Consider the following 18,741-nt stretch of genomic DNA (forward strand, 5'->3'; position numbering starts at 1 on the left):
GTCCGTGTCGGGCGTAGGATTTGTCGAGAAATCCTATCAGTCACCTGACTAAAGTGTGTTCAGACGCTCGGCGGCTCTGTCGGATTCATAGGCGTATGGATACTATGCGCGCCATGCAAATACCCCTCGATCATCCGCTGCTGCAACGCATTGTCGACGACCTGGCCGAAAAAGGTTGGTCGCAGCAGAACGGCTTCCTGCCCCAGGCTCTGACCCTGGAGTTGGCGGCTGAGTGCCGTAAACGTGCGGCTGAGGGTGAATTGGCCCCGGCGGCTGTAGGACGCGGCCCCGCGCAGGAGATACGCGAGGGTATTCGCGGCGACCATATCCAGTGGCTGGAGGAGGGCGACGCCGCTGTCTGCGAGAGCTACATGAGCGTGATGGACAGCCTGCGCCTGGCCATGAACCGCAGCCTGTTCCTGGGCCTGGAAGATTTCGAAAGCCACTTCGCGATGTACCCGCCAGGGGCGTTTTACCTCAAGCACCTGGACCGTTTTCGCGACGATGACCGGCGCATGGTCTCGGCAGTGGTCTATTTGAATGACGCCTGGTTACCTGAGCATGGCGGCCAGTTGCGCATGTACCTCAAGGGCGGCGTGGAATACGATGTGGTGCCCACCGGCGGTAGCCTGGTGGTGTTCCTGTCCGGGGAGGTGCCCCACGAAGTCCTGCCCGCCACGCGCGAACGCCTGTCCCTGACCGGCTGGTTTCGCCGACGCGGTAACGAGCCGTTTTAACCATGCAAAAGATTCTGATCAGCCGCTGCCTGCTCGGGCACAAGGTGCGCTATGACGGTGGCGCCAGCGGCCCCTTCGATCAATTGGCGGCCTGGCAGGCCGAAGGCCGGGTGGTTGCGATTTGCCCGGAAGTATCAGGCGGTTTGCCGACACCGCGTCCCTCCGCCGAGATCCCGGGCGGGCAGGGCATTGATGTGTGGGAAGGGCGTGCGCAAGTGCTGACGGCCGAGGGCGAAGACTTCAGCGCCGCCTTCCTCGACGGCGCCCGCCAGGCACTGGCGTTGGCGCAGCGGCATAACATCCGCATCGCGATTCTCAAGGCCAATAGCCCGTCCTGCGGCAATCTGCTGACCTATGACGGCACCTTCAGCGGCGTGAAGGTCAGCGGCGAAGGCGTGACGGCGGCGCTGCTCAAGCGCCATGGCGTGCGGGTGTTCAGTGAGCTGGAGTTGCCTGAGGCGGCAATTGCCCTGGCACAACTTTGAGGTTCAAGCCAGCTCCCACACAAGCCAGCTCCCACATCGACTGTGTTTCACTCAGGTGCAAACCATTTCTGCGTCAGCGCCTTCAAGCGACCATCGGCCTTCACCCGCTGTAATGCATTGTCCAGGCTGCTTTTGAATGCCGGGTTGCCCTTCTGGAATGGAATGGCCAGCTCAGGTGTTTGCTTATAGGCCTCACTGAAATCGAACCGATCCTGCAGCGCGGCAGTCATAGCGATATGGTTGATGGCCACGTCGAACTTGCCGCTTTCCACACCCGGCAGCAGGTCGGCGTCATCGACAGTGATGAACGAGGGGCGAACCTCCATTTCCTTGGCTAATTGTTCACCCAGCTCCACTTCAAAACCGGTTAGCTTGTCACCGTCCTTGAAGTTGTACGGCGGGGTGTTGGCCTCCAGGGCGATGCGCAGTTCGCCGCGATCAAACACGTCATCGATCAGTTCGGCGTGAGCCAGTGGGCTCAACAGGGGCAGTAAAAGTACAAGGCCAGGCACAAAGCGCATGGTCGCTCCTAAAGAATTTGTGCGTGCGAGGCGCCATTGAGCATCGCTTGCTATGGTGTTGAGTGCCTTGGACAGCAATTTGTCGCGAAGTTGTCATAACCCTACAGATTTCACCGTAAAACTGGAGAAGCGAATGAAAGCCCTTTTGTCCCGTGCAACCCTGGCCAGCCTCTTGCTGGGTGCTTCGATGTTGGCCACAGCCGCTGACGGTATCCCGCGCAGCGCACCACCGGAAGGCGCCAAAGTCTTTATCGTGTCGCCAAAAGACGGCGCCACCGTCGATAAAACCTTCACTGTGAAGTTCGGTATGGAAGGCCTGAAACTGGCGCCAGCGACCAGCCAGGACCCAGGCACCGGCCACCACCACCTGCTGATCGACCAGAAAGAACTGCCGGACGCCAGTGTGCCGATCCCGGCCACCGACACCGTGATCCACTACGGCAAGGCCCAGACCGAGACCGAGTTGACCCTCACCCCAGGCAAGCACACCTTGCAACTGGTCGCTGGCGACAAACTGCACATGCAGTTCAACCCGACTGTAGCCTCGAAAGTCATCACGGTTAACGTCAAGTAAGATTTGTTCAGACAAAAAAAGGGAGCCCCGAAGGCTCCCTTTTTTGTGCAGCGTTCAAAGCGTTAGAACAACACGCGGCTACGAATGGTGCCGTTGATGTGCTGCAGCTTCTCTTGCGCCAGGTCCGAGTACTCGGCGTCGACGTCGATAACCACGTAGCCAACCTTCTCGTTGGTCTGCAGGAACTGACCGGAGATGTTGATGCCGTTTTCTGCGAAGACCTTGTTGATCTCCATCATCACGCCAGGGATGTTCTGGTGGATGTGCAGCAGGCGGTGCTTGCCAGGGTGAGCCGGCAGCGCCACTTCGGGGAAGTTGACCGAAGACACCGAGGTACCGTTGTCGCTGTACTTGACCAGCTTTTCCGACACTTCCAGGCCGATGTTGGCCTGAGCTTCAGCGGTGGAGCCGCCGATGTGCGGAGTCAGGATCACGTTGTCCAGGCCACGCAGCGGGCTTTCGAAGATGTCGTCGTTAGAGCGTGGCTCTACCGGGAACACGTCGATAGCGGCGCCGATCAGGTGCTTGTCCTTGATCGCGTCGGCCAGGGCGTCCAGCTTAACCACGGTGCCGCGTGCCGCGTTGATCAGGATGCCGCCCTTCTTGATGGCGCGGATTTCCTTCTCGCCGATCATCCACTGGGTTTCAGCGGTTTCCGGTACGTGCAGGGTGACGATGTCGGACATGCCCAGCAGCTCGGTCAGGCTCGCCACTTGGGTGGCGTTGCCCAATGGCAGCTTGGTCAGGGTGTCGTAGAAGAACACCTGCATCCCCAAGCCTTCGGCCAGCACCGACAGCTGCGTGCCGATCGAGCCGTAACCGACGATACCCAGCTTTTTGCCACGGATTTCGAAGGAGTTGGCCGCGCTTTTGATCCAGCCGCCACGGTGGCAGGAAGCGTTTTTCTCAGGAATGCCGCGCAGCAGCAGGATCGCCTCGGCCAGCACCAGCTCAGCAACGGAACGGGTGTTGGAGTACGGTGCGTTAAACACCGCGATACCGCGCTCGCGCGCAGCGTTAAGGTCGACCTGGTTGGTGCCGATGCAGAAACAGCCGACAGCCACGAGTTTCTTGGCGTGGTCGAAGATCTCTTCGGTCAGCTGAGTGCGGGAGCGAATGCCGATAAAGTGCGCGTCGGCGATCTTTTCCTTTAACTGGGCTTCCGGCAGAGAACTGGTGATGTACTCAATGCTGGAGTACCCAGCGGCTTTCAGTACGTCGACAGCCGATGGGTGGACGCCTTCCAGAAGAAGGAACTTGATCTTGCTCTTATCGAGAGAAGTCTTGCTCATCTGCGTAAACCTGTATCCCGGAGAAAAATGGCAGGGAATCGAGCAGTTAGTGCCTTGAATCAGTGCACAAGAGCTGACCCGGACGGCAGGAAAGCCGTCACCGCAGAACGCCCTTGGGCTCTGTCCTGCGGGGGCGGTATGCTAGCATACGTGCCCCGCTAAACACCCATTCCTGCGACGTGAAGCGTTCTCAGGATGACCATGAATTGTTCGAGAGTTCCGTCGATGACCCATCCTGCCCTGATTGATGAGCTGAAGACCCTGGTTGAGCCTGGCAAAGTGCTGACCGATGCAGACTCCCTGGAGGCTTACGGCAAGGATTGGACCAAGCACTTCGCCCCCGCGCCGACCGCTATCGTCTTTCCCAAGACCATCGAGCAGGTCCAAGCCATCGTCCGTTGGGCCAATGAACACAAGGTGGCGCTGGTGCCATCGGGTGGTCGTACCGGTTTGTCGGCCGCTGCGGTGGCGGCCAATGGCGAAGTGGTCGTCTCATTCGACTACATGAACCAGATTCTCGACGTGAACCTCACCGACCGCACCGCCGTGTGCCAGCCGGGTGTGGTCACCAAGCAATTGCAGAACGTCGCCGAAGAAAAAGGCCTGTACTACCCGGTGGACTTCGCTTCGTCGGGTTCGAGCCAGATCGGCGGCAATATCGGCACCAATGCCGGCGGGATCAAGGTGATTCGCTACGGCATGACCCGCAACTGGGTGGCCGGCATGAAAGTGGTCACCGGCAAGGGTGACGTGCTGGAACTGAACCGCGACCTGATCAAGAACGCCACCGGCTACGACATGCGCCAGCTGTTTATCGGTGCCGAAGGGACGTTGGGCTTTGTGGTCGAAGCCACCATGCGCCTGGACCGTGCGCCGAAAAATCTCACCGCGATGGTGCTCGGTACCACCGATTTCGACTCGATCATGCCGGTATTGCACGCGTTCCAGAGCAAGCTGGACCTGACCGCCTTCGAATTTTTCTCCGACAAAGCCCTGGCCAAGGTCATGGGCCGTGGCGACGTGCCGGCTCCCTTCGAGACCGACTGCCCGTTCTACGCGCTGCTGGAATTCGAAGCCACCACCGAAGAAGTTGCCAACCACGCCCTGGAAACCTTCGAGCACTGCGTAGAGCAGGGCTGGGTGCTGGACGGCGTGATGAGCCAGAGCGAAACCCAACTGCACAACCTGTGGAAACTGCGCGAGTACATCTCCGAGACCATTTCCCACTGGACGCCGTACAAGAACGACATTTCGGTCACTGTCTCCAAAGTGCCAGCGTTCTTGAAGGAAATTGATGCGATCGTCGGCGAACACTACCCGGACTTCGAAATCGTCTGGTTCGGCCATATCGGCGACGGCAACCTGCACCTGAACATCCTCAAGCCAGAAAACCTGAGCAAGGATGAGTTCTTCGCCAAGTGCGCCACCGTGAACAAGTGGGTGTTCGAGACCGTCCAGAAGTACAACGGCTCAATCTCCGCCGAACACGGCGTGGGTATGACCAAGCGCGATTACCTGACCTACAGCCGTTCCCCGGTTGAAATCGAATACATGAAAGCAGTGAAAGCGGTGTTCGACCCGAACGGGATCATGAACCCTGGCAAGATCTTCGCTGTTTAACCGCCCTGAAGGAGTCGTTTCATGAGCTACCAGCACAAGTATGTCGACGGCACCAACATCCACTTTCCCCTGGGCAAAGTGGTGTGCATCGGGCGTAACTACGCCGAACACGCCAAGGAACTGGACAATCCGGTGCCGACCGAGCCGTTGCTGTTCATCAAGCCGGGCAGTTGCGTGGTCGCGCTGGAAGGCGGTTTCGCCATTCCGACCGAGCGCGGTTCGGTGCACTACGAAGCGGAAATTGCGGTGTTGATCGGCAAACCGTTGTCGACCAAGCCCAGCCGTGAAGAAGTGCTGGATGCCATCTCCGGCTTCGCTCCGGCCCTGGATTTGACCCTGCGCGATAAGCAAGCCGAGCTGAAAGCCAAGGGCTTGCCGTGGGAAATCGCCAAGTCTTTTGACGGCGCCGCCGTGATTGCCCCCTTTGTGGTCAGCAGCACCTTTGCCGACGTGACCGACATCGGCATTCGCCTGACCATCAACGGCGAAGTGCGCCAGGACGGCAATAGCTCGCAGATGCTCAACCCGATCGTCCCGATGATCCAGCACATGGCCGGCTGCTTCTCGCTGCAGGCGGGTGATGTGATCCTTACCGGCACTCCAGCCGGTGTAGGCCCGTTGAATGTGGGCGATGAGCTGGTGCTGGAATTGGGTGGCGGTAGCCGTTTCGAAAGCGTCGTTCGCTAAGAACCAGGCAAAACGGTCAAAAATGTGGGGGCGGGCTCGTGTGGGAGCTGGCTTGCCTGCGATAGCCTCGCCTCGATCTAAATGAAAGACCGAGTCGTCTGCATCGCAGGCAAGCCAGCTCCCACACAAATCAGTTCCCACACTGGTTTACGCGCGCTTGGTTTTGCATTTTTTTCACACGCCATCCGGATAATCCCCAGCCTCCTGCGCGCGGGCCTGTTGATCCTGTGCTATCACCTAAAGCTGACTCTGCGGAAAAGCGCTCAATGGCCGTGTCCCTGCCTACCCTCACTTCCAAGCCCCGTTCACGTTTTGCCCTGCGCTGGTATTCCTGGCTGTTTCTGGTCGGGGCCATTGTGTATGGCGTTGCCTGGGCGATGCATTGGGACGACCGTGGGGTGCTGTGGATCGCTGAGCGGTTCGAAACCCCGGCCGAACGCCAGGCCAGCGTCTGGCTGCCGGATTACCACGCGGTGATCGATGGCAAATTGCTGCCCGGCATGGAAAAGGACGAGGCTTCGGACCTGTCCTACAACCCGCAGACCAAAACCCTGTTTTCCGTGATGGGCAAAAACCCTTTCCTGGTTGAGCTGAACCTGCAAGGCGATGTGTTGCGCAAGATGCCGCTCAACGGCTGGAACAACCCGGAAGGCGTGACAGTGATGGAAAACGGCCTGATGGCCATTGTCGACGAGCGCATGCACACCTTGAGCGTGGTGAACGTCGACGCCAGCACCCAGCAACTGAACTATGCCGACTTCAAGCACTATGACCTTGGCCCGTCCAAGGACCAGAACAAGGCATTTGAAGGTGTGACCTGGGACAAGCGCAACCAGCAGATCGTGCTCGGGGAAGAGCGCCCACCGGCGTTGTTCACCTGGAAAAGCGATGGCGCCACGCTGACCGGCGATAAGCAGAAGATCGCCAGCACTGAGCTGGACATGCGTAACCTCTCGGCCCTGGCCGTCGACCCGCGCACCGGGCATTTGCTGGTGCTGTCGGCCGATTCCCATCTGCTGCTGGAGCTGGACGCGCAGGGCGAGCAAGTCAGCTTCATGACCCTGCTCGGCGGCTTCAATGGCCTCAAACACACCATCCCGCGTGCCGAAGGCGTCACCATGGACGAAGCCGGCACCTTGTACATGGTCAGCGAATCCAACCTGTTCTATCGTTTCGAGAAGCAGAAATAGCCGACGATTACGTCGGATACTTCGCTATCAGCGGCATTCGCCAGACAGTCGACTGCGTTTAAGTTTAAATTCAGACGGGCGTGATACTTATTCGCCACTTTTTGACTTTGAGCTTGCCTGATGCGTCGACTCGCCCGCCCCAAACCCGCGTTTTTTATCCTGTTGCTGCTCGCCCTGGTGATTGCCGGGGCGGTCGCGCAGAACTTTCGCTTGTTCGAGCGGGCCTGGTTCAACCTTCAACACTGGCGCCATCCTGCCGATGAACGCTCCATTGGCCTGAATGATTACCGGGTAAGCCTGGAAGCCAAGGTCATCGAAGGGCTCGACGATGATGTCTCGGCCCTCACTTACGACCCGATACGCAAAAGCCTGTTTACGGTCACCAATAAAAACGCCGAGCTGATCGAGTTGTCCCTGGACGGCAGGATCCTGCGGCGTATCCCGTTGGTGGGCTTTGGCGATGCCGAGGCGGTGGAGTTCATCAGTGACAACATTTATGTGATCAGCGATGAAGCCCAGCAGCGGCTGATCAAGGTGCACGTGAATGACGACACCCAATTTCTCGACGCCGCCGACGCGGAGCAGATGACCCTGGGCGTACACCTTGGTGGCAATAAAGGTTTCGAAGGGCTGGCCTATGACTCGGTGGGCAAGCGCCTGTTCGTGGCCAAGGAGCGCGACCCGATGCTGATTTACGAGGTGCACGGGTTTCCCCATTTCAAACCGGAAAAAACCTACTCGGTGCATGTGATCAACAACCCCAAGCGCGATGCCGGGCTGTTTGTGCGCGACCTGTCGAGCCTGCAATACGACGAGCGCAGCGGGCATTTGCTGGCGCTGTCGGATGAGTCGTTCCTGGTGTTGGAACTGGACATCGATGGTCGCCCGTTGAGCAGTCTTTCCCTGCTCAACGGGCGCCATGGCCTGAAAAAACGCGTGCCTCAGGCCGAAGGGATCGCCATGGATGACGAGGGCTCGCTGTACCTGGTCAGCGAGCCGAACCTGTTTTACGTGTTCAAGAAGCCCTGATCAAAACATCCATTGCACGCCCAGGGAGTAGCCGGTCTGGCTGCCCTCGGCGTGCCCAAGGCGGCTGTTGACCTCGGCGTAAACGCCCAGCTGCGGGGTGATCGCCAGCTGGCTGCCGATTTGCGCGCGGCCAAAGCTTTTGTCCACTGAACCCAGCTTGGCGGTGCGCGCCTGGCCATCGGCGCGGGCGGTCAATTGCAGGTCATCGAGACGGCCATCGGCCAGCTCCTTGACCCAGGCGATGTCGCCGTAAGGCATCAGGCTCAGGCCATAGGGCAGGGCGACGGCACCGCGCACGCGCCAGCCGAGGCTGGCTTCCAGGGAGTCGAAAGACTGTTCTTCGTACTCCAGCGCGGTGCGCAGGTTCTGTTTCTCGTGGAACTTGTCGATACGCGAATGGCTGTAGTCCAGGCCGGCAAACGGCCCGCTTTTGATTGCGCCGAAGTCGAAGTCATAACCGCCGAGTACGCGTGCGCCCAGGGACAGTGCGTCGGTGTTGCCGCTCAGTTGTTGATTGAGCAGCACCGGGCCGCCATTGGCTTGGATCAGCAGGTTGCGCTTGGCCTCAAAACGCGTATGGCCAATGCTCAAATCGCCCGCCAGCCAGCTTGGGCCGCCATCGTTGAGCAAGGCATAGACCGCGGCCTGCCAGGTGTCGCTGTCGAGTTTTCCGCGCTGCTGCAGCTTGTCACGACCATTGAGGTAGCTGAGGCTGGCGCCGATATTCAGGCTGGAGGTGAGCTGATAGTCGCCCAAGGCGTGTACGCCCAGGCGTCGGGCATCGCGGTTGAGCGGGCTGTCGAAGCCGCTGTCGGGGGTGTATTCGCCGTCCATGCCGATTTCGCCATCGAAGCTTCCGACCTCACGGCTGGCCGCTTGCAAGGTCAACCAACGGCGATCATGCAGGCGCACCATGGCCTGATGCTGGCGTTGCAGGTTGTCCTGCATGTTGCGCGCAACGGCGCCACCCGAGGCGGTCGAGGCCAGCAGGTCGGCGTTGGTCAGTTCCAACACCAGGCGGCTGAGCAGGCGCGAGTAATCGCGCAGGCGCTGGTCGATGCGTTCCTGGCCGAAGGCATTGGTCAGCACGGTTTTGTTGTCTTCTGCTGGGTCGTGCCAGGTGGAGCCGCCGGGGATTTTCGGGTTGTTGGTCTGGGTGTAGCCGTCCAGATCGCCCAGCTCCCAGTTGGTGGCTTCGATATACAGAATCGGGATCTTCAGCGGTTCGAACGGCTCGCCATCACTGCAGCAGCCGGTGCCCTTGGGGTATTGCGGGTCCAGGCCGGGGTTGGTGAACAACGGGATGTTCAATTCCCTGGCGATCTGGAAGGTGTGTTCGCGCAGCGATGCCAGCGCGGGGTTGGCGGTGCTGTTCTGGCCTGCGTGGGCGTACATCATGTCGCCGGTGATCAGGCTGTCGAGGTTGATCATCGCCAGCATATTCGCGCGTTGGCTGGCGCTGAGTGAATCGACAAAGGCTTTGGAGCCCCGCAGGCCTTCCTCTTCGGCGCCGAAGGCGACCACTTGCAGGCCGTTTTCCAGCTGCAAGCCGCCGAGGTTCTTCGCCACTTCGGTCAGCACGCTGGCGCCGGAGCCGTTGTCGTCCAGGCCTTGCAAGGTGGGGCGGCCAAAGTAGGTGTCGAAGTGCGCGCCAATCACCACGTATTGCGGTTTAGTGCCCGCAGCATAGGCCACCACGTTTTGCGCAGCGCGAGTGCCGTTGTTCCAGGTGAAGTTCTGTCGACTGAGGCTGTAGGCCGAACCCATCTGGCTTTGCATCCAATCTGCCGCGCCGGCGAAATTGGCCGTCCCGCGATACCGGCCGGGGTAATCGTTGATCAGCTTTTCCAGGGTGGTATTGGCGTGCTGGCCGTAATCGTAGGCCTGGGTTTGCGCCGACAGCAGGCTGCCGACCACGCTGATCGCGAGGGCGAGGGGCTTTATCACAAGGTCTTCCTTGAGGTGATTGAAGTTTTCCAGCCCAGACCCTTTGCACAATGCGCGCCTCATTCCCTGGGCGAGCGCGAAGTGGCGCATTGTTAAACGCTTGGGTCGCCTGGCTGTCATTTGTAACGGATTTGATACCAATAAAGGCGTGGGATGCCGTGACATGGCGCACGGTTTTGGGCGGGGGTGCTGCGAAAAGTAGCGGTTTTGTTACACGGATCTTCTAAACGATGAGGCCTCCTGTGGGAGCTGACTTGTGTGGGAGCCGGGCTTGCCCGCGATGCAGACGCCTCGGTCTTTAAGTCAGACCGAGGTGATGCTATTGCAGGCAAGCCAGCTCCCACATAAAGCCAGGCCGTGAGTTTTAGGCCTTGAGGGTTTTCACGCCTTCGGAAGTACCCAGCAGCAACACATCCGCCGGGCGCGCCGCGAACAGGCCATTGGTCACCACGCCAACGATCGCATTGATCTGCGTCTCCAGCTCCACCGGGTTGGTGATCTGCATGTTGAACACATCAATGATGATATTGCCGTTGTCGGTCAGCACGCCTTCGCGGTACACCGGGTCGCCGCCCAGTTTCACCAGCTCGCGGGCCACGTGGCTGCGGGCCATGGGGATAACTTCCACCGGCAGCGGGAAGGCGCCGAGCACCGGCACCAGCTTGCTGGCGTCGGCGATGCAGATAAAGGTCTTGGCCACGGCCGCAACGATCTTCTCGCGGGTCAGGGCTGCGCCGCCGCCTTTGATCAGGTTCAGGTGCTCGTCGCTTTCATCGGCGCCGTCGACGTAGAACTCCAGGTCGCTCACGGTGTTGAGCTCATACACTGGAATGCCATGGCCCTTGAGGCGCGCGGCGGTGGCTTCGGAGCTGGCTACGGCGCCGTCGAAAGCACCCTTGTGCTGGGCCAGTGCATCGATAAAGCAGTTGGCGGTGGAGCCGGTGCCGACACCGACGATGCTTTTGTCGTCGAGTTTAGGAAGGATTAAATCGACGGCGGCCTGGGCCACTGCCTGTTTGAGTTGATCCTGGGTCATGCGGGCTCCGGAACGGGCGGGGAATTATCGAGGGCGGCGAGTATAACCCAACAAAACCTCGGGATTCGTGTGGTCGCCCGGCTAAACGCTGGGTTAGACTCCTTGGCCCTGCCCAACCCGCCCAGTGATGCTTTCCGATGCTTGAACAGTACGTCAAAAAGATCCTCACCTCGCGCGTTTACGACGTTGCCGTAGAAACCCCCTTGCAGACCGCGCGCCAGCTCTCCGAGCGGCTGGGCAACAAGGTCTGGCTCAAGCGTGAAGACTTGCAGCCGGTGTTCTCGTTCAAGATTCGCGGTGCCTACAACAAGCTGACCCAACTGAGCGCCGAAGAACGCGCGCGCGGCGTGGTCACCGCTTCTGCGGGCAACCACGCCCAGGGCCTGGCCCTGGCGGCCAAGGTGCTGGGGGTGAAAGCCACCATCGTGATGCCCAAGACCACGCCGGAGATCAAGGTCGAAGGCGTGCGCTCGCGTGGCGGCAAAGTGGTGCTGCACGGTGATTCCTTCCCGGAAGCCCTGGCCTACTCGCTGAAACTGGTCGACGAAAAAGGCTACGTTTACATTCACCCTTACGATGATCCACACACCATTGCCGGGCAGGGCACCGTGGCGATGGAGATTCTGCGCCAGCACCCTGGGCCTTTGGACGCGATTTTTGTACCCGTGGGCGGCGGCGGGCTGATCGCCGGGATTGCGGCGTATGTGAAATACCTGCGCCCGGAAATCAAGATCATCGGCGTCGAGCCGGATGACTCCAACTGCCTGCAAGCCGCCATGGCCGCAGGCGAGCGCGTGGTGCTGCCAACGGTCGGCATCTTTGCTGATGGCGTGGCGGTGGCGCAGATCGGCCAGCACACCTTTGATATCTGCAAAGACTATGTAGACGAAGTGATCACCGTCAGCACCGACGAAATCTGCGCGGCCATCAAGGACATCTACGACGACACCCGCTCCATCACCGAGCCTGCGGGTGCGCTGGGCGTGGCGGGTATCAAGAAATACGTGGAAACCCGTGGCGTGACCGGGCAGACCCTGGTGGCCATCGACTCCGGCGCCAACGTCAACTTCGACCGCCTGCGCCATGTGGCCGAGCGCGCCGAGCTGGGTGAAGGCCGCGAAGCCATCATCGCCGTGACCATCCCCGAGCAACCGGGCAGCTTCAAGGCGTTCTGCGAGGCCGTGGGCAAGCGCCAGATCACCGAATTCAACTACCGCTACCACTCCGGCCGCGAGGCGCACATCTTCGTGGGGGTGCAGACTCACCCGGAAAACGACCCGCGCAGCGCGTTGATCACCAGCCTCACAAGCCAGGGTTTCCCGGTGCTGGACCTGACCGAAAACGAGCTGGCCAAGTTGCACATTCGCCATATGGTGGGTGGCCATGCAGCCAAAGTCAGCGACGAGCTGGTGTTTCGCTTCGAATTCCCCGAGCGTCCGGGCGCGCTGTTCAACTTTCTTAACAAATTAGGCGGGCGCTGGAACATCTCGATGTTCCACTATCGCAACCACGGCGCAGCCGACGGCCGTGTGGTCGCAGGCCTGCAAGTGCCGACAGACGAGCGCCACCTGGTGCCGGCCGCGTTGGCAGAAATCGGCTACCCGTATTGGGATGAAAGCGAAAACCCGGCTTACCAGCTGTTCCTCGGTTGAGCGACTACGCTGACTGGGCGGCCTTTAAGGAATCAAGACCATGGAAACGCTGACCACCCTCAAGGTTATTCACATCACCGCCACCGTGTTGCTGTTGCTCAGCGGCCTCGGGCTGGCGGTACTGGCCTGGCGCAAACGCAGCGCCGGCCCGGCGGTTACCGTGCAACGCCCGTGGGCGTTCGTGTGGTTGCTGATGGGCGTTTGCGTGGTCAGCATGCCGTTCACCGGCTGGTGGCTGGTGCATCTGCTCGGCTGGCCGCTGGGGCAAACCTGGATTTTGGGTTCCAGCATTCTCTACACCGTGGCGGCACTGGCGTGGTTCTGGCTGGTGGCGCGGCTTAATCGCCTGCGTAAGGGCGAGGGCGGTAGCCTGAATTTCACCCTGGTGCTGGCGGTGGTCAGCCTGGTGGGGTTTGTAGCGATTGCCGGGTTGATGGGCGCCAAGCCGGTTTAACCGCATGAATATTCTGCTTGTCGGCGCCACCGGCTTTGTCGGTGGCCACTTGCTGCGTGCCCTGCAGCAGGCTGGGCACAGTGTGATCGCGACGTGTCGCAAGCCTCGAAGTCAGGGCTGGCCAGGGGTGCAATGGCAGGCGCTGGATTTGGGCCGGTTGGCTGCCGACCCAGGTTGCTGGGTGTTTCCTGAGTCGGTCGATTTAGTCATCAATGCGGCGGGGTTGCTGAGCGTGGATGCGGCCGAGCTGAGCCGCGTCCAGGATCAGGGCGCCCGCGCGCTGTTTGATCTGGCCGCCCATCACGGTGTGCGAGTGTTGCAGATCTCAGCCCTCGGCGTCTCAGCGCAATCGGATGTGCCATTTCTGGCCAGCAAAGGCGCTGCTGACGACTATCTGCTGAGCCTTGGCGTATCCGCCGTGGTGCTGCGGCCTTCGCTGGTGGTGGGCGAGGGGGGCGCCAGCAGTGCCTGGTTGGCGGGGCTGTCGCCCTGGCCGCTGATTCCATTGCTGGACCTCAACGCTCAACTGCAGCCGGTGCATATCGACGACCTGGTCGGCGCGGTGTTGGCCGTGTTGCGCCAGTGGCCTGCCGAATCATTGGTACTGCCGTTGGTGGGGCCAGCACCGATGCGGCTCGCTCAAGTCATTGATCACCTGCGCGTCGCTCAAGGCTGGCGCGCAGGCCGATACCTGCAAGCGCCATTGCTGGGGTTGGGCGGCTGGCTGGGTGATCGCCTGGGCTGGCGCGCCTTGAACTCACAGAGCATTGCCCTGGCTCAGCGGGATAACGTCGCTGACCCCGAGGTGCTGGCGTCGGTCTGCGGCTACACCGCCGCGCCGTTAGCCTCACGCCTGCAAGGCTGGCCCACGGCGGCCCAAAGCAGCCAGCGCACCATTCGCCCGCTGATGCTGGCGGTATTGGTGCTGATCTGGCTGGGGACGGCGGCGGTTTGCGTTGGGCCGGGTTACGCCTGGGGCCTGCGCATCATGGCCGAGGCCGGTGTGCAGGGCACTTGGGCGACAGTGGCCGTGATCGCCGGGGCGGTGTGTGATGGCCTGTTGGGCCTGGGGTTGCTGGTTGCGCGCTGGCGCAGGTCGGCGCTGATCCTGCAATTACTGTTGATGGGCGGCTATACCGTGATTATCAGCATAGTCCTGCCCCATTACTGGTTTGATCCTTACGCGGCGGTCGCCAAAAATCTGGTACTCATGGTGGCGACCCTTTGGCTCCTCTGGACTGAACCTTCTCTGGACTGAACTTTTTTCGACCGAGCCCCGCCGATGAACGCTTACCTGCTGTTGAAAACCTTGCATATCCTGTCCTCGACCATCCTGTTTGGCCTGGGTGCGGGCTCGGCGTATTACGCGTTGCGCGCCTGGCGCAGCGGCAAGGTGGAAGTGATCGCGGTCACCTTCAAACACCTGGTGTTCGCGGATTGGGCATTTACCACGACCACGGCGGTTTTTCAGCCGTTGAGTGGCATCGGCTTGATGTACTTGGCGGGCTGGTCGATGCAGCAGAGCTGGTTGCAGTGGACGTTCGCGTTGTATGTGCTGGCGGGTGTCTGCTGGCTGCCGGTGGTGTGGCTGCAGATTCGTGTGCACAAGATGGCGGAGCAGGCGCTGCGCGATGGCACGGCGATGCCGATCAAGGCCGCGACCTATATGCGCTGGTGGTTTGGCCTGGGCTGGCCGGCGTTTCTGGCGTTTCTGGTGATTTTCTATTTGATGGTGGCCAAGCCGATGTAGGGCTTGGGACCGAGCCGGCTTCATCGCAGGCAAGCCAGCTCCCACATTTTGATCTGTGAATACATCTAAAGTGTGGGAGCTGGCTTGCCTGCGATGGCGTCATCAGCCGCGCAGGGTAATCACCGGCCAGCCACGCTTCTCGGCTTCGGCACGCAAATTCGGGTCCGGGTCCACCGCCACCGCATGCGCTACCTGCTCCAGCAACGGCAAATCATTCATCGAATCGCTATAGAAGTAGCTGTCTTCCAGGCTGTACCCGGTTTCTTCCAGCCAACGATTCAAGCGCGTCACTTTGCCTTCACGGAAGCACGGGATATCCGTGCTGCGCCCGGTATATCGGCCGTTTTCCATCTCGCATTCAGTGGCGATCAGGGTTTCAACCCCCAGCAGCTCGGCGATCGGCGCGGTCACGAAGCGGTTGGTGGCGGTGATGATCACCAGCTTGTCGCCAGCGGCGCGGTGTTTGGCCAGCAGTTCCAGGGCGAGCGGCAGCATCAGTGGGGCGATGCAGTCGCGCATGAAGTCGCGGTGCCATTCGTCCAACTGGGCCATCTCGGTGCGGCCAAGGATTTCCAGGCTGAAGTTCAGGTAGGCGGCGTTATCCAGCTTGCCGGCCAGGTAATCCTGGTAAAACTCGTCGTTACGGGCTTTGTAGGCCACCGGGTCAAGAATCCCACGCTCACAGAGGTAATCGCCCCACGCGTGATCGCTGTCACCGCCGAGAAGCGTGTTGTCCAAGTCGAATAAAGCCAGGCGCATTGCAGTTACTCGCTGAAAAGTCTGTAAAAAGGCGTCCAGAATACGGTCTTTTCACAAGAGTGCACATAAGGTAAGAAGCCTCGTTGCCGCTGGAACAACCTTTGTGGAACAATGCGGCGACATGCGTTTGCGAGGTTGTTGCCGTGATCGACCCCGATGGTTTCCGTCCTAATGTCGGGATTATTCTTACGAATGATGCCGGACAGGTGCTATGGGCTCGCCGAATCAACCAAGATGCCTGGCAGTTTCCTCAAGGCGGAATCAACCCCGACGAGACCCCTGAAGACGCCTTGTACCGTGAGTTGAATGAAGAAGTCGGCCTTGAGCGCGAAGATGTGCAAATTCTGGCCTGTACCCGTGGCTGGTTGCGCTATCGTTTGCCGCAACGCCTGGTGCGTACCCACAGCCAACCGCTGTGCATCGGCCAGAAGCAGAAATGGTTTCTTTTGCGCCTGATCTCGAACGAGCAGCGGGTGCGAATGGATTTGACCGGTAAACCGGAGTTCGATGGCTGGCGCTGGGTCAGCTATTGGTACCCGTTGGGCCAGGTGGTGACATTCAAGCGCGAGGTTTATCGTCGCGCTCTCAAAGAGCTTGCCCCGCGCCTTTTAGCGCGCGACTGACGACGGAGTTCGACCCCGAGCCATGCTCAATACGCTGCGCAAGATCGTCCAGGAAGTTAACTCCGCCAAGGATCTCAAGGCGGCGTTGGGGATTATTGTGTTGCGCGTCAAGGAAGCCATGGGCAGCCAGGTCTGCTCGGTTTACCTGCTGGACCCAGAGACCAACCGTTTTGTGCTGATGGCCACCGAGGGCTTGAACAAGCGCTCGATCGGCAAGGTCAGCATGGCGCCCAATGAAGGTCTGGTGGGCCTGGTGGGGACGCGTGAAGAACCCCTGAACCTTGAAAACGCGGCCGATCACCCGCGTTATCGCTACTTTGCCGAAACCGGCGAAGAGCGCTACGCCTCGTTCCTCGGCGCACCGATCATTCACCACCGCCGCGTTGTCGGCGTGTTGGTCATCCAGCAAAAAGAACGCCGCCAGTTCGATGAAGGCGAAGAAGCCTTCCTCGTGACCATGAGCGCGCAGCTCGCCGGGGTTATTGCCCACGCTGAGGCGACGGGTTCGATTCGTGGTCTGGGCCGTCAGGGCAAGGGCATCCAGGAAGCCAAGTTCGTCGGCGTGCCAGGTTCGCCGGGCGCTGCGGTCGGTACGGCCGTGGTCATGCTGCCGCCAGCCGACCTGGATGTGGTGCCGGACAAAACCGTCGATGACATCGACGCTGAAATCAAACTGTTCAAGACTGCCCTGGAAGGCGTGCGCGCCGACATGCGCAACCTGTCGACCAAGCTGGCCACGCAACTGCGCCCCGAAGAGCGCGCGCTGTTCGACGTGTACCAGATGATGCTCGACGACGCGTCCCTGGGTAACGAAGTCAAAACCGTGATCAAGACCGGGCAGTGGGCCCAGGGCGCGTTGCGCCAGGTGGTCACCGATCACGTCAACCGTTTCGAACTGATGGACGATGCCTACCTGCGTGAACGCGCCTCGGATGTGCGCGACCTCGGCCGCCGTCTGCTGGCCTACTTGCAGGAAGACCGCACCACCAACCTGGTCTACCCCGACAACACCATCCTGATCAGTGAAGAACTGACCGCCACCATGCTCGGCGAAGTGCCAGAGGGCAAGTTGGTGGGTTTGGTGTCGGTACTGGGTTCGGGTAACTCCCACGTCGCGATCCTGGCTCGGGCCATGGGTATTCCGACGGTAATGGGCCTGGTGGACCTGCCGTATTCCAAGGTCGACGGCATCGACATGATCGTCGACGGCCATCGTGGTGAAGTCTTTACCAACCCCAGCGAGCTGCTGCGCAAGCAATACGCCGAGGTGGTGGAAGAAGAGAAACAACTGGCGCTGGGCCTCGATTCGCTGCGCGAGCTGCCGTGCGTCACCCTCGATGGCCACCGTGTGCCGCTGCTGGTCAACACCGGCTTGCTGGCCGATGTGGCCCGAGCGCAACAGCGCGGCGCTGAAGGTGTGGGGCTGTACCGCACCGAAGTGCCGTTCATGATCAACCAACGTTTCCCGAGTGAGAAGGAGCAGCTGGCGATTTATCGCGAGCAACTGTCCGCCTTCCACCCGTTGCCGGTGACGATGCGCAGCCTGGACATCGGCGGCGACAAGTCACTGTCGTATTTCCCGATCAAGGAAGACAACCCCTTCCTTGGCTGGCGCGGTATTCGTGTAACCCTCGACCACCCTGAAATTTTCCTCGTCCAGACCCGCGCTATGCTCAAGGCCAGCGAAGGCCTGAACAACCTGCGTATCCTGCTGCCGATGATCTCCGGCACGCATGAGCTGGAAGAAGCGCTGCACCTGATCCACCGCGCCTGGGGCGAAGTACGCGACGAAGGCGCCGACGTGCCGATGCCACCGATTGGCGTGATGATCGAAATTCCGGCGGCGGTGTACCAGGCCAAAGAACTGGCGCGGCAAGTGGACTTCCTCTCGGTCGGCTCCAACGACCTGACCCAGTACCTGCTGGCCGTGGACCGCAACAACCCACGGGTGGCCGACCTCTACGATTACCTGCACCCGGCAGTGCTGCAAGCCCTGCAGCATGTGGTGCGCGACGCCCATGCCGAAGGCAAGCCGGTGAGCATCTGCGGTGAAATGGCCGGCGACCCGGCGGCAGCGGTGCTGTTGATGGCAATGGGCTTTGATAGCCTGTCGATGAACGCCACCAACTTGCCGAAGGTGAAGTGGATGTTGCGTCAGGTTGAGCTGAGCATGGCCAAGGACCTGCTGGCCGAGTTGATGACCATCGACAACCCGCAAGTTATCCACAGCTCGCTGCAACTGGCGCTGAAGAACCTGGGGCTGACGCGAATGATCAACCCGGCTTCTGCAAAAACCCTCTAGACAGCTATCGCAGGCAAGCCAGCTCCCACATTTGACTGTGTTCACAGTTCAAAATGTGGGAGCTGGCTTGCCTGCGATGACGG

Annotated in this window: 18 protein-coding genes; 13 read left to right on the forward strand and 5 right to left on the reverse strand. The window is 60.5% G+C overall.

What is annotated here, in order from left to right; genetic code table 11:
• Positions 1-104 precede the first annotated feature (104 nt).
• Together AB4P96_RS03435 and AB4P96_RS03440 are read left to right on the forward strand one after the other, a co-directional pair.
• Complete coding sequence (locus AB4P96_RS03435) at positions 105-737, forward strand: 2OG-Fe(II) oxygenase (RefSeq protein WP_176991648.1); 633 nt, start codon at positions 105-107, stop codon at positions 735-737.
• Positions 738-739: 2 nt separating this feature from the next.
• The gene (locus tag AB4P96_RS03440; protein ID WP_017139514.1) at positions 740-1,222 is read left to right on the forward strand and encodes a DUF523 domain-containing protein; all 483 of its coding nucleotides are present in this window, start codon (positions 740-742) and stop codon (positions 1,220-1,222) included.
• A gap of 47 nt (positions 1,223-1,269) precedes the next feature.
• Here AB4P96_RS03440 and AB4P96_RS03445 read toward each other — a convergent pair whose 3' ends face one another.
• A complete protein-coding gene (locus AB4P96_RS03445) occupies positions 1,270-1,743 on the reverse strand; it encodes a transporter substrate-binding domain-containing protein (RefSeq protein WP_017139513.1) in 474 nt (157 codons plus the stop codon).
• 133 nt (positions 1,744-1,876) lie between these two features.
• Here AB4P96_RS03445 and AB4P96_RS03450 point away from each other — a divergent pair, with 133 nt between their 5' ends.
• Positions 1,877-2,317 carry a DUF4399 domain-containing protein gene (locus AB4P96_RS03450; RefSeq protein WP_017139512.1) on the forward strand — a complete coding sequence of 147 codons (441 nt, stop codon included), beginning with the start codon at positions 1,877-1,879 and terminating at the stop codon, positions 2,315-2,317.
• A 62-nt stretch (positions 2,318-2,379) separates the two neighbouring features.
• Here AB4P96_RS03450 and serA read toward each other — a convergent pair whose 3' ends face one another.
• Positions 2,380-3,609 carry a phosphoglycerate dehydrogenase gene (serA, locus tag AB4P96_RS03455; RefSeq protein ID WP_017139511.1) on the reverse strand — a complete coding sequence of 410 codons (1,230 nt, stop codon included), beginning with the start codon at positions 3,607-3,609 and terminating at the stop codon, positions 2,380-2,382.
• Positions 3,610-3,834: 225 nt separating this feature from the next.
• On the opposite strand from serA, the gene AB4P96_RS03460 reads away from it, so the two are divergent.
• The 4 genes from AB4P96_RS03460 to AB4P96_RS03475 all read left to right on the forward strand — a co-directional run bounded on the left by AB4P96_RS03460 (position 3,835) and on the right by AB4P96_RS03475 (position 8,135).
• A complete protein-coding gene (locus AB4P96_RS03460; RefSeq protein ID WP_065912281.1) occupies positions 3,835-5,229 on the forward strand; it encodes an FAD-binding oxidoreductase in 1,395 nt (464 codons plus the stop codon).
• 21 nt (positions 5,230-5,250) lie between these two features.
• Positions 5,251-5,916: a fumarylacetoacetate hydrolase family protein gene (locus AB4P96_RS03465; protein WP_017139509.1), complete on the forward strand. Its 666-nt coding sequence runs from the start codon at positions 5,251-5,253 to the stop codon at positions 5,914-5,916.
• A 266-nt stretch (positions 5,917-6,182) separates the two neighbouring features.
• Positions 6,183-7,106 carry an SdiA-regulated domain-containing protein gene (locus tag AB4P96_RS03470; protein ID WP_395600505.1) on the forward strand — a complete coding sequence of 308 codons (924 nt, stop codon included), beginning with the start codon at positions 6,183-6,185 and terminating at the stop codon, positions 7,104-7,106.
• A gap of 120 nt (positions 7,107-7,226) precedes the next feature.
• Entirely contained in the window at positions 7,227-8,135 is a 909-nt protein-coding gene (locus tag AB4P96_RS03475) for an SdiA-regulated domain-containing protein (RefSeq protein ID WP_017139507.1), read from the forward strand.
• Here AB4P96_RS03475 and AB4P96_RS03480 read toward each other — a convergent pair whose 3' ends face one another.
• Together AB4P96_RS03480 and rpiA are read right to left on the reverse strand one after the other, a co-directional pair.
• Positions 8,136-10,082, reverse strand: a complete 1,947-nt coding sequence (locus tag AB4P96_RS03480; RefSeq protein ID WP_099550438.1) for an autotransporter domain-containing protein — start codon at positions 10,080-10,082, stop codon at positions 8,136-8,138.
• Between the two features lie 364 nt (positions 10,083-10,446).
• The gene (rpiA, locus tag AB4P96_RS03485; RefSeq protein WP_005792336.1) at positions 10,447-11,118 is read right to left on the reverse strand and encodes a ribose-5-phosphate isomerase RpiA; all 672 of its coding nucleotides are present in this window, start codon (positions 11,116-11,118) and stop codon (positions 10,447-10,449) included.
• 137 nt (positions 11,119-11,255) lie between these two features.
• Between rpiA and ilvA the strand changes: the two genes are divergently transcribed.
• The 4 genes from ilvA to AB4P96_RS03505 are packed head-to-tail and all read left to right on the forward strand — an operon-like array spanning position 11,256 to position 14,974.
• On the forward strand, positions 11,256-12,770 hold the full coding sequence (gene ilvA / locus AB4P96_RS03490; protein ID WP_236446429.1) for a threonine ammonia-lyase, biosynthetic: 1,515 nt from the start codon (positions 11,256-11,258) through the stop codon (positions 12,768-12,770).
• A 40-nt stretch (positions 12,771-12,810) separates the two neighbouring features.
• Complete coding sequence (locus AB4P96_RS03495) at positions 12,811-13,224, forward strand: DUF2269 family protein (protein ID WP_017139504.1); 414 nt, start codon at positions 12,811-12,813, stop codon at positions 13,222-13,224.
• Between the two features lie 4 nt (positions 13,225-13,228).
• Complete coding sequence (locus AB4P96_RS03500) at positions 13,229-14,482, forward strand: SDR family oxidoreductase (protein WP_395600506.1); 1,254 nt, start codon at positions 13,229-13,231, stop codon at positions 14,480-14,482.
• 24 nt (positions 14,483-14,506) lie between these two features.
• Positions 14,507-14,974, forward strand: a complete 468-nt coding sequence (locus AB4P96_RS03505) for a DUF2269 domain-containing protein (protein ID WP_056857660.1) — start codon at positions 14,507-14,509, stop codon at positions 14,972-14,974.
• 102 nt (positions 14,975-15,076) lie between these two features.
• Here AB4P96_RS03505 and AB4P96_RS03510 read toward each other — a convergent pair whose 3' ends face one another.
• Positions 15,077-15,733: an HAD family phosphatase gene (locus AB4P96_RS03510; protein WP_138452856.1), complete on the reverse strand. Its 657-nt coding sequence runs from the start codon at positions 15,731-15,733 to the stop codon at positions 15,077-15,079.
• Positions 15,734-15,876: 143 nt separating this feature from the next.
• Between AB4P96_RS03510 and AB4P96_RS03515 the strand changes: the two genes are divergently transcribed.
• Both AB4P96_RS03515 and ptsP read left to right on the forward strand, forming a co-directional pair.
• Positions 15,877-16,356 carry an RNA pyrophosphohydrolase gene (locus AB4P96_RS03515; protein WP_003176750.1) on the forward strand — a complete coding sequence of 160 codons (480 nt, stop codon included), beginning with the start codon at positions 15,877-15,879 and terminating at the stop codon, positions 16,354-16,356.
• Between the two features lie 22 nt (positions 16,357-16,378).
• Positions 16,379-18,658, forward strand: coding sequence for a phosphoenolpyruvate--protein phosphotransferase (gene ptsP, locus AB4P96_RS03520; RefSeq protein ID WP_017139499.1), 2,280 nt, complete (start codon positions 16,379-16,381; stop codon positions 18,656-18,658).
• The last annotated feature ends 83 nt before the right edge of the window (positions 18,659-18,741 follow it).

The sequence above is a fragment of the Pseudomonas sp. B19125 genome (assembly GCF_044218855.1).
GTDB lineage: Bacteria > Pseudomonadota > Gammaproteobacteria > Pseudomonadales > Pseudomonadaceae > Aquipseudomonas > Aquipseudomonas edaphica.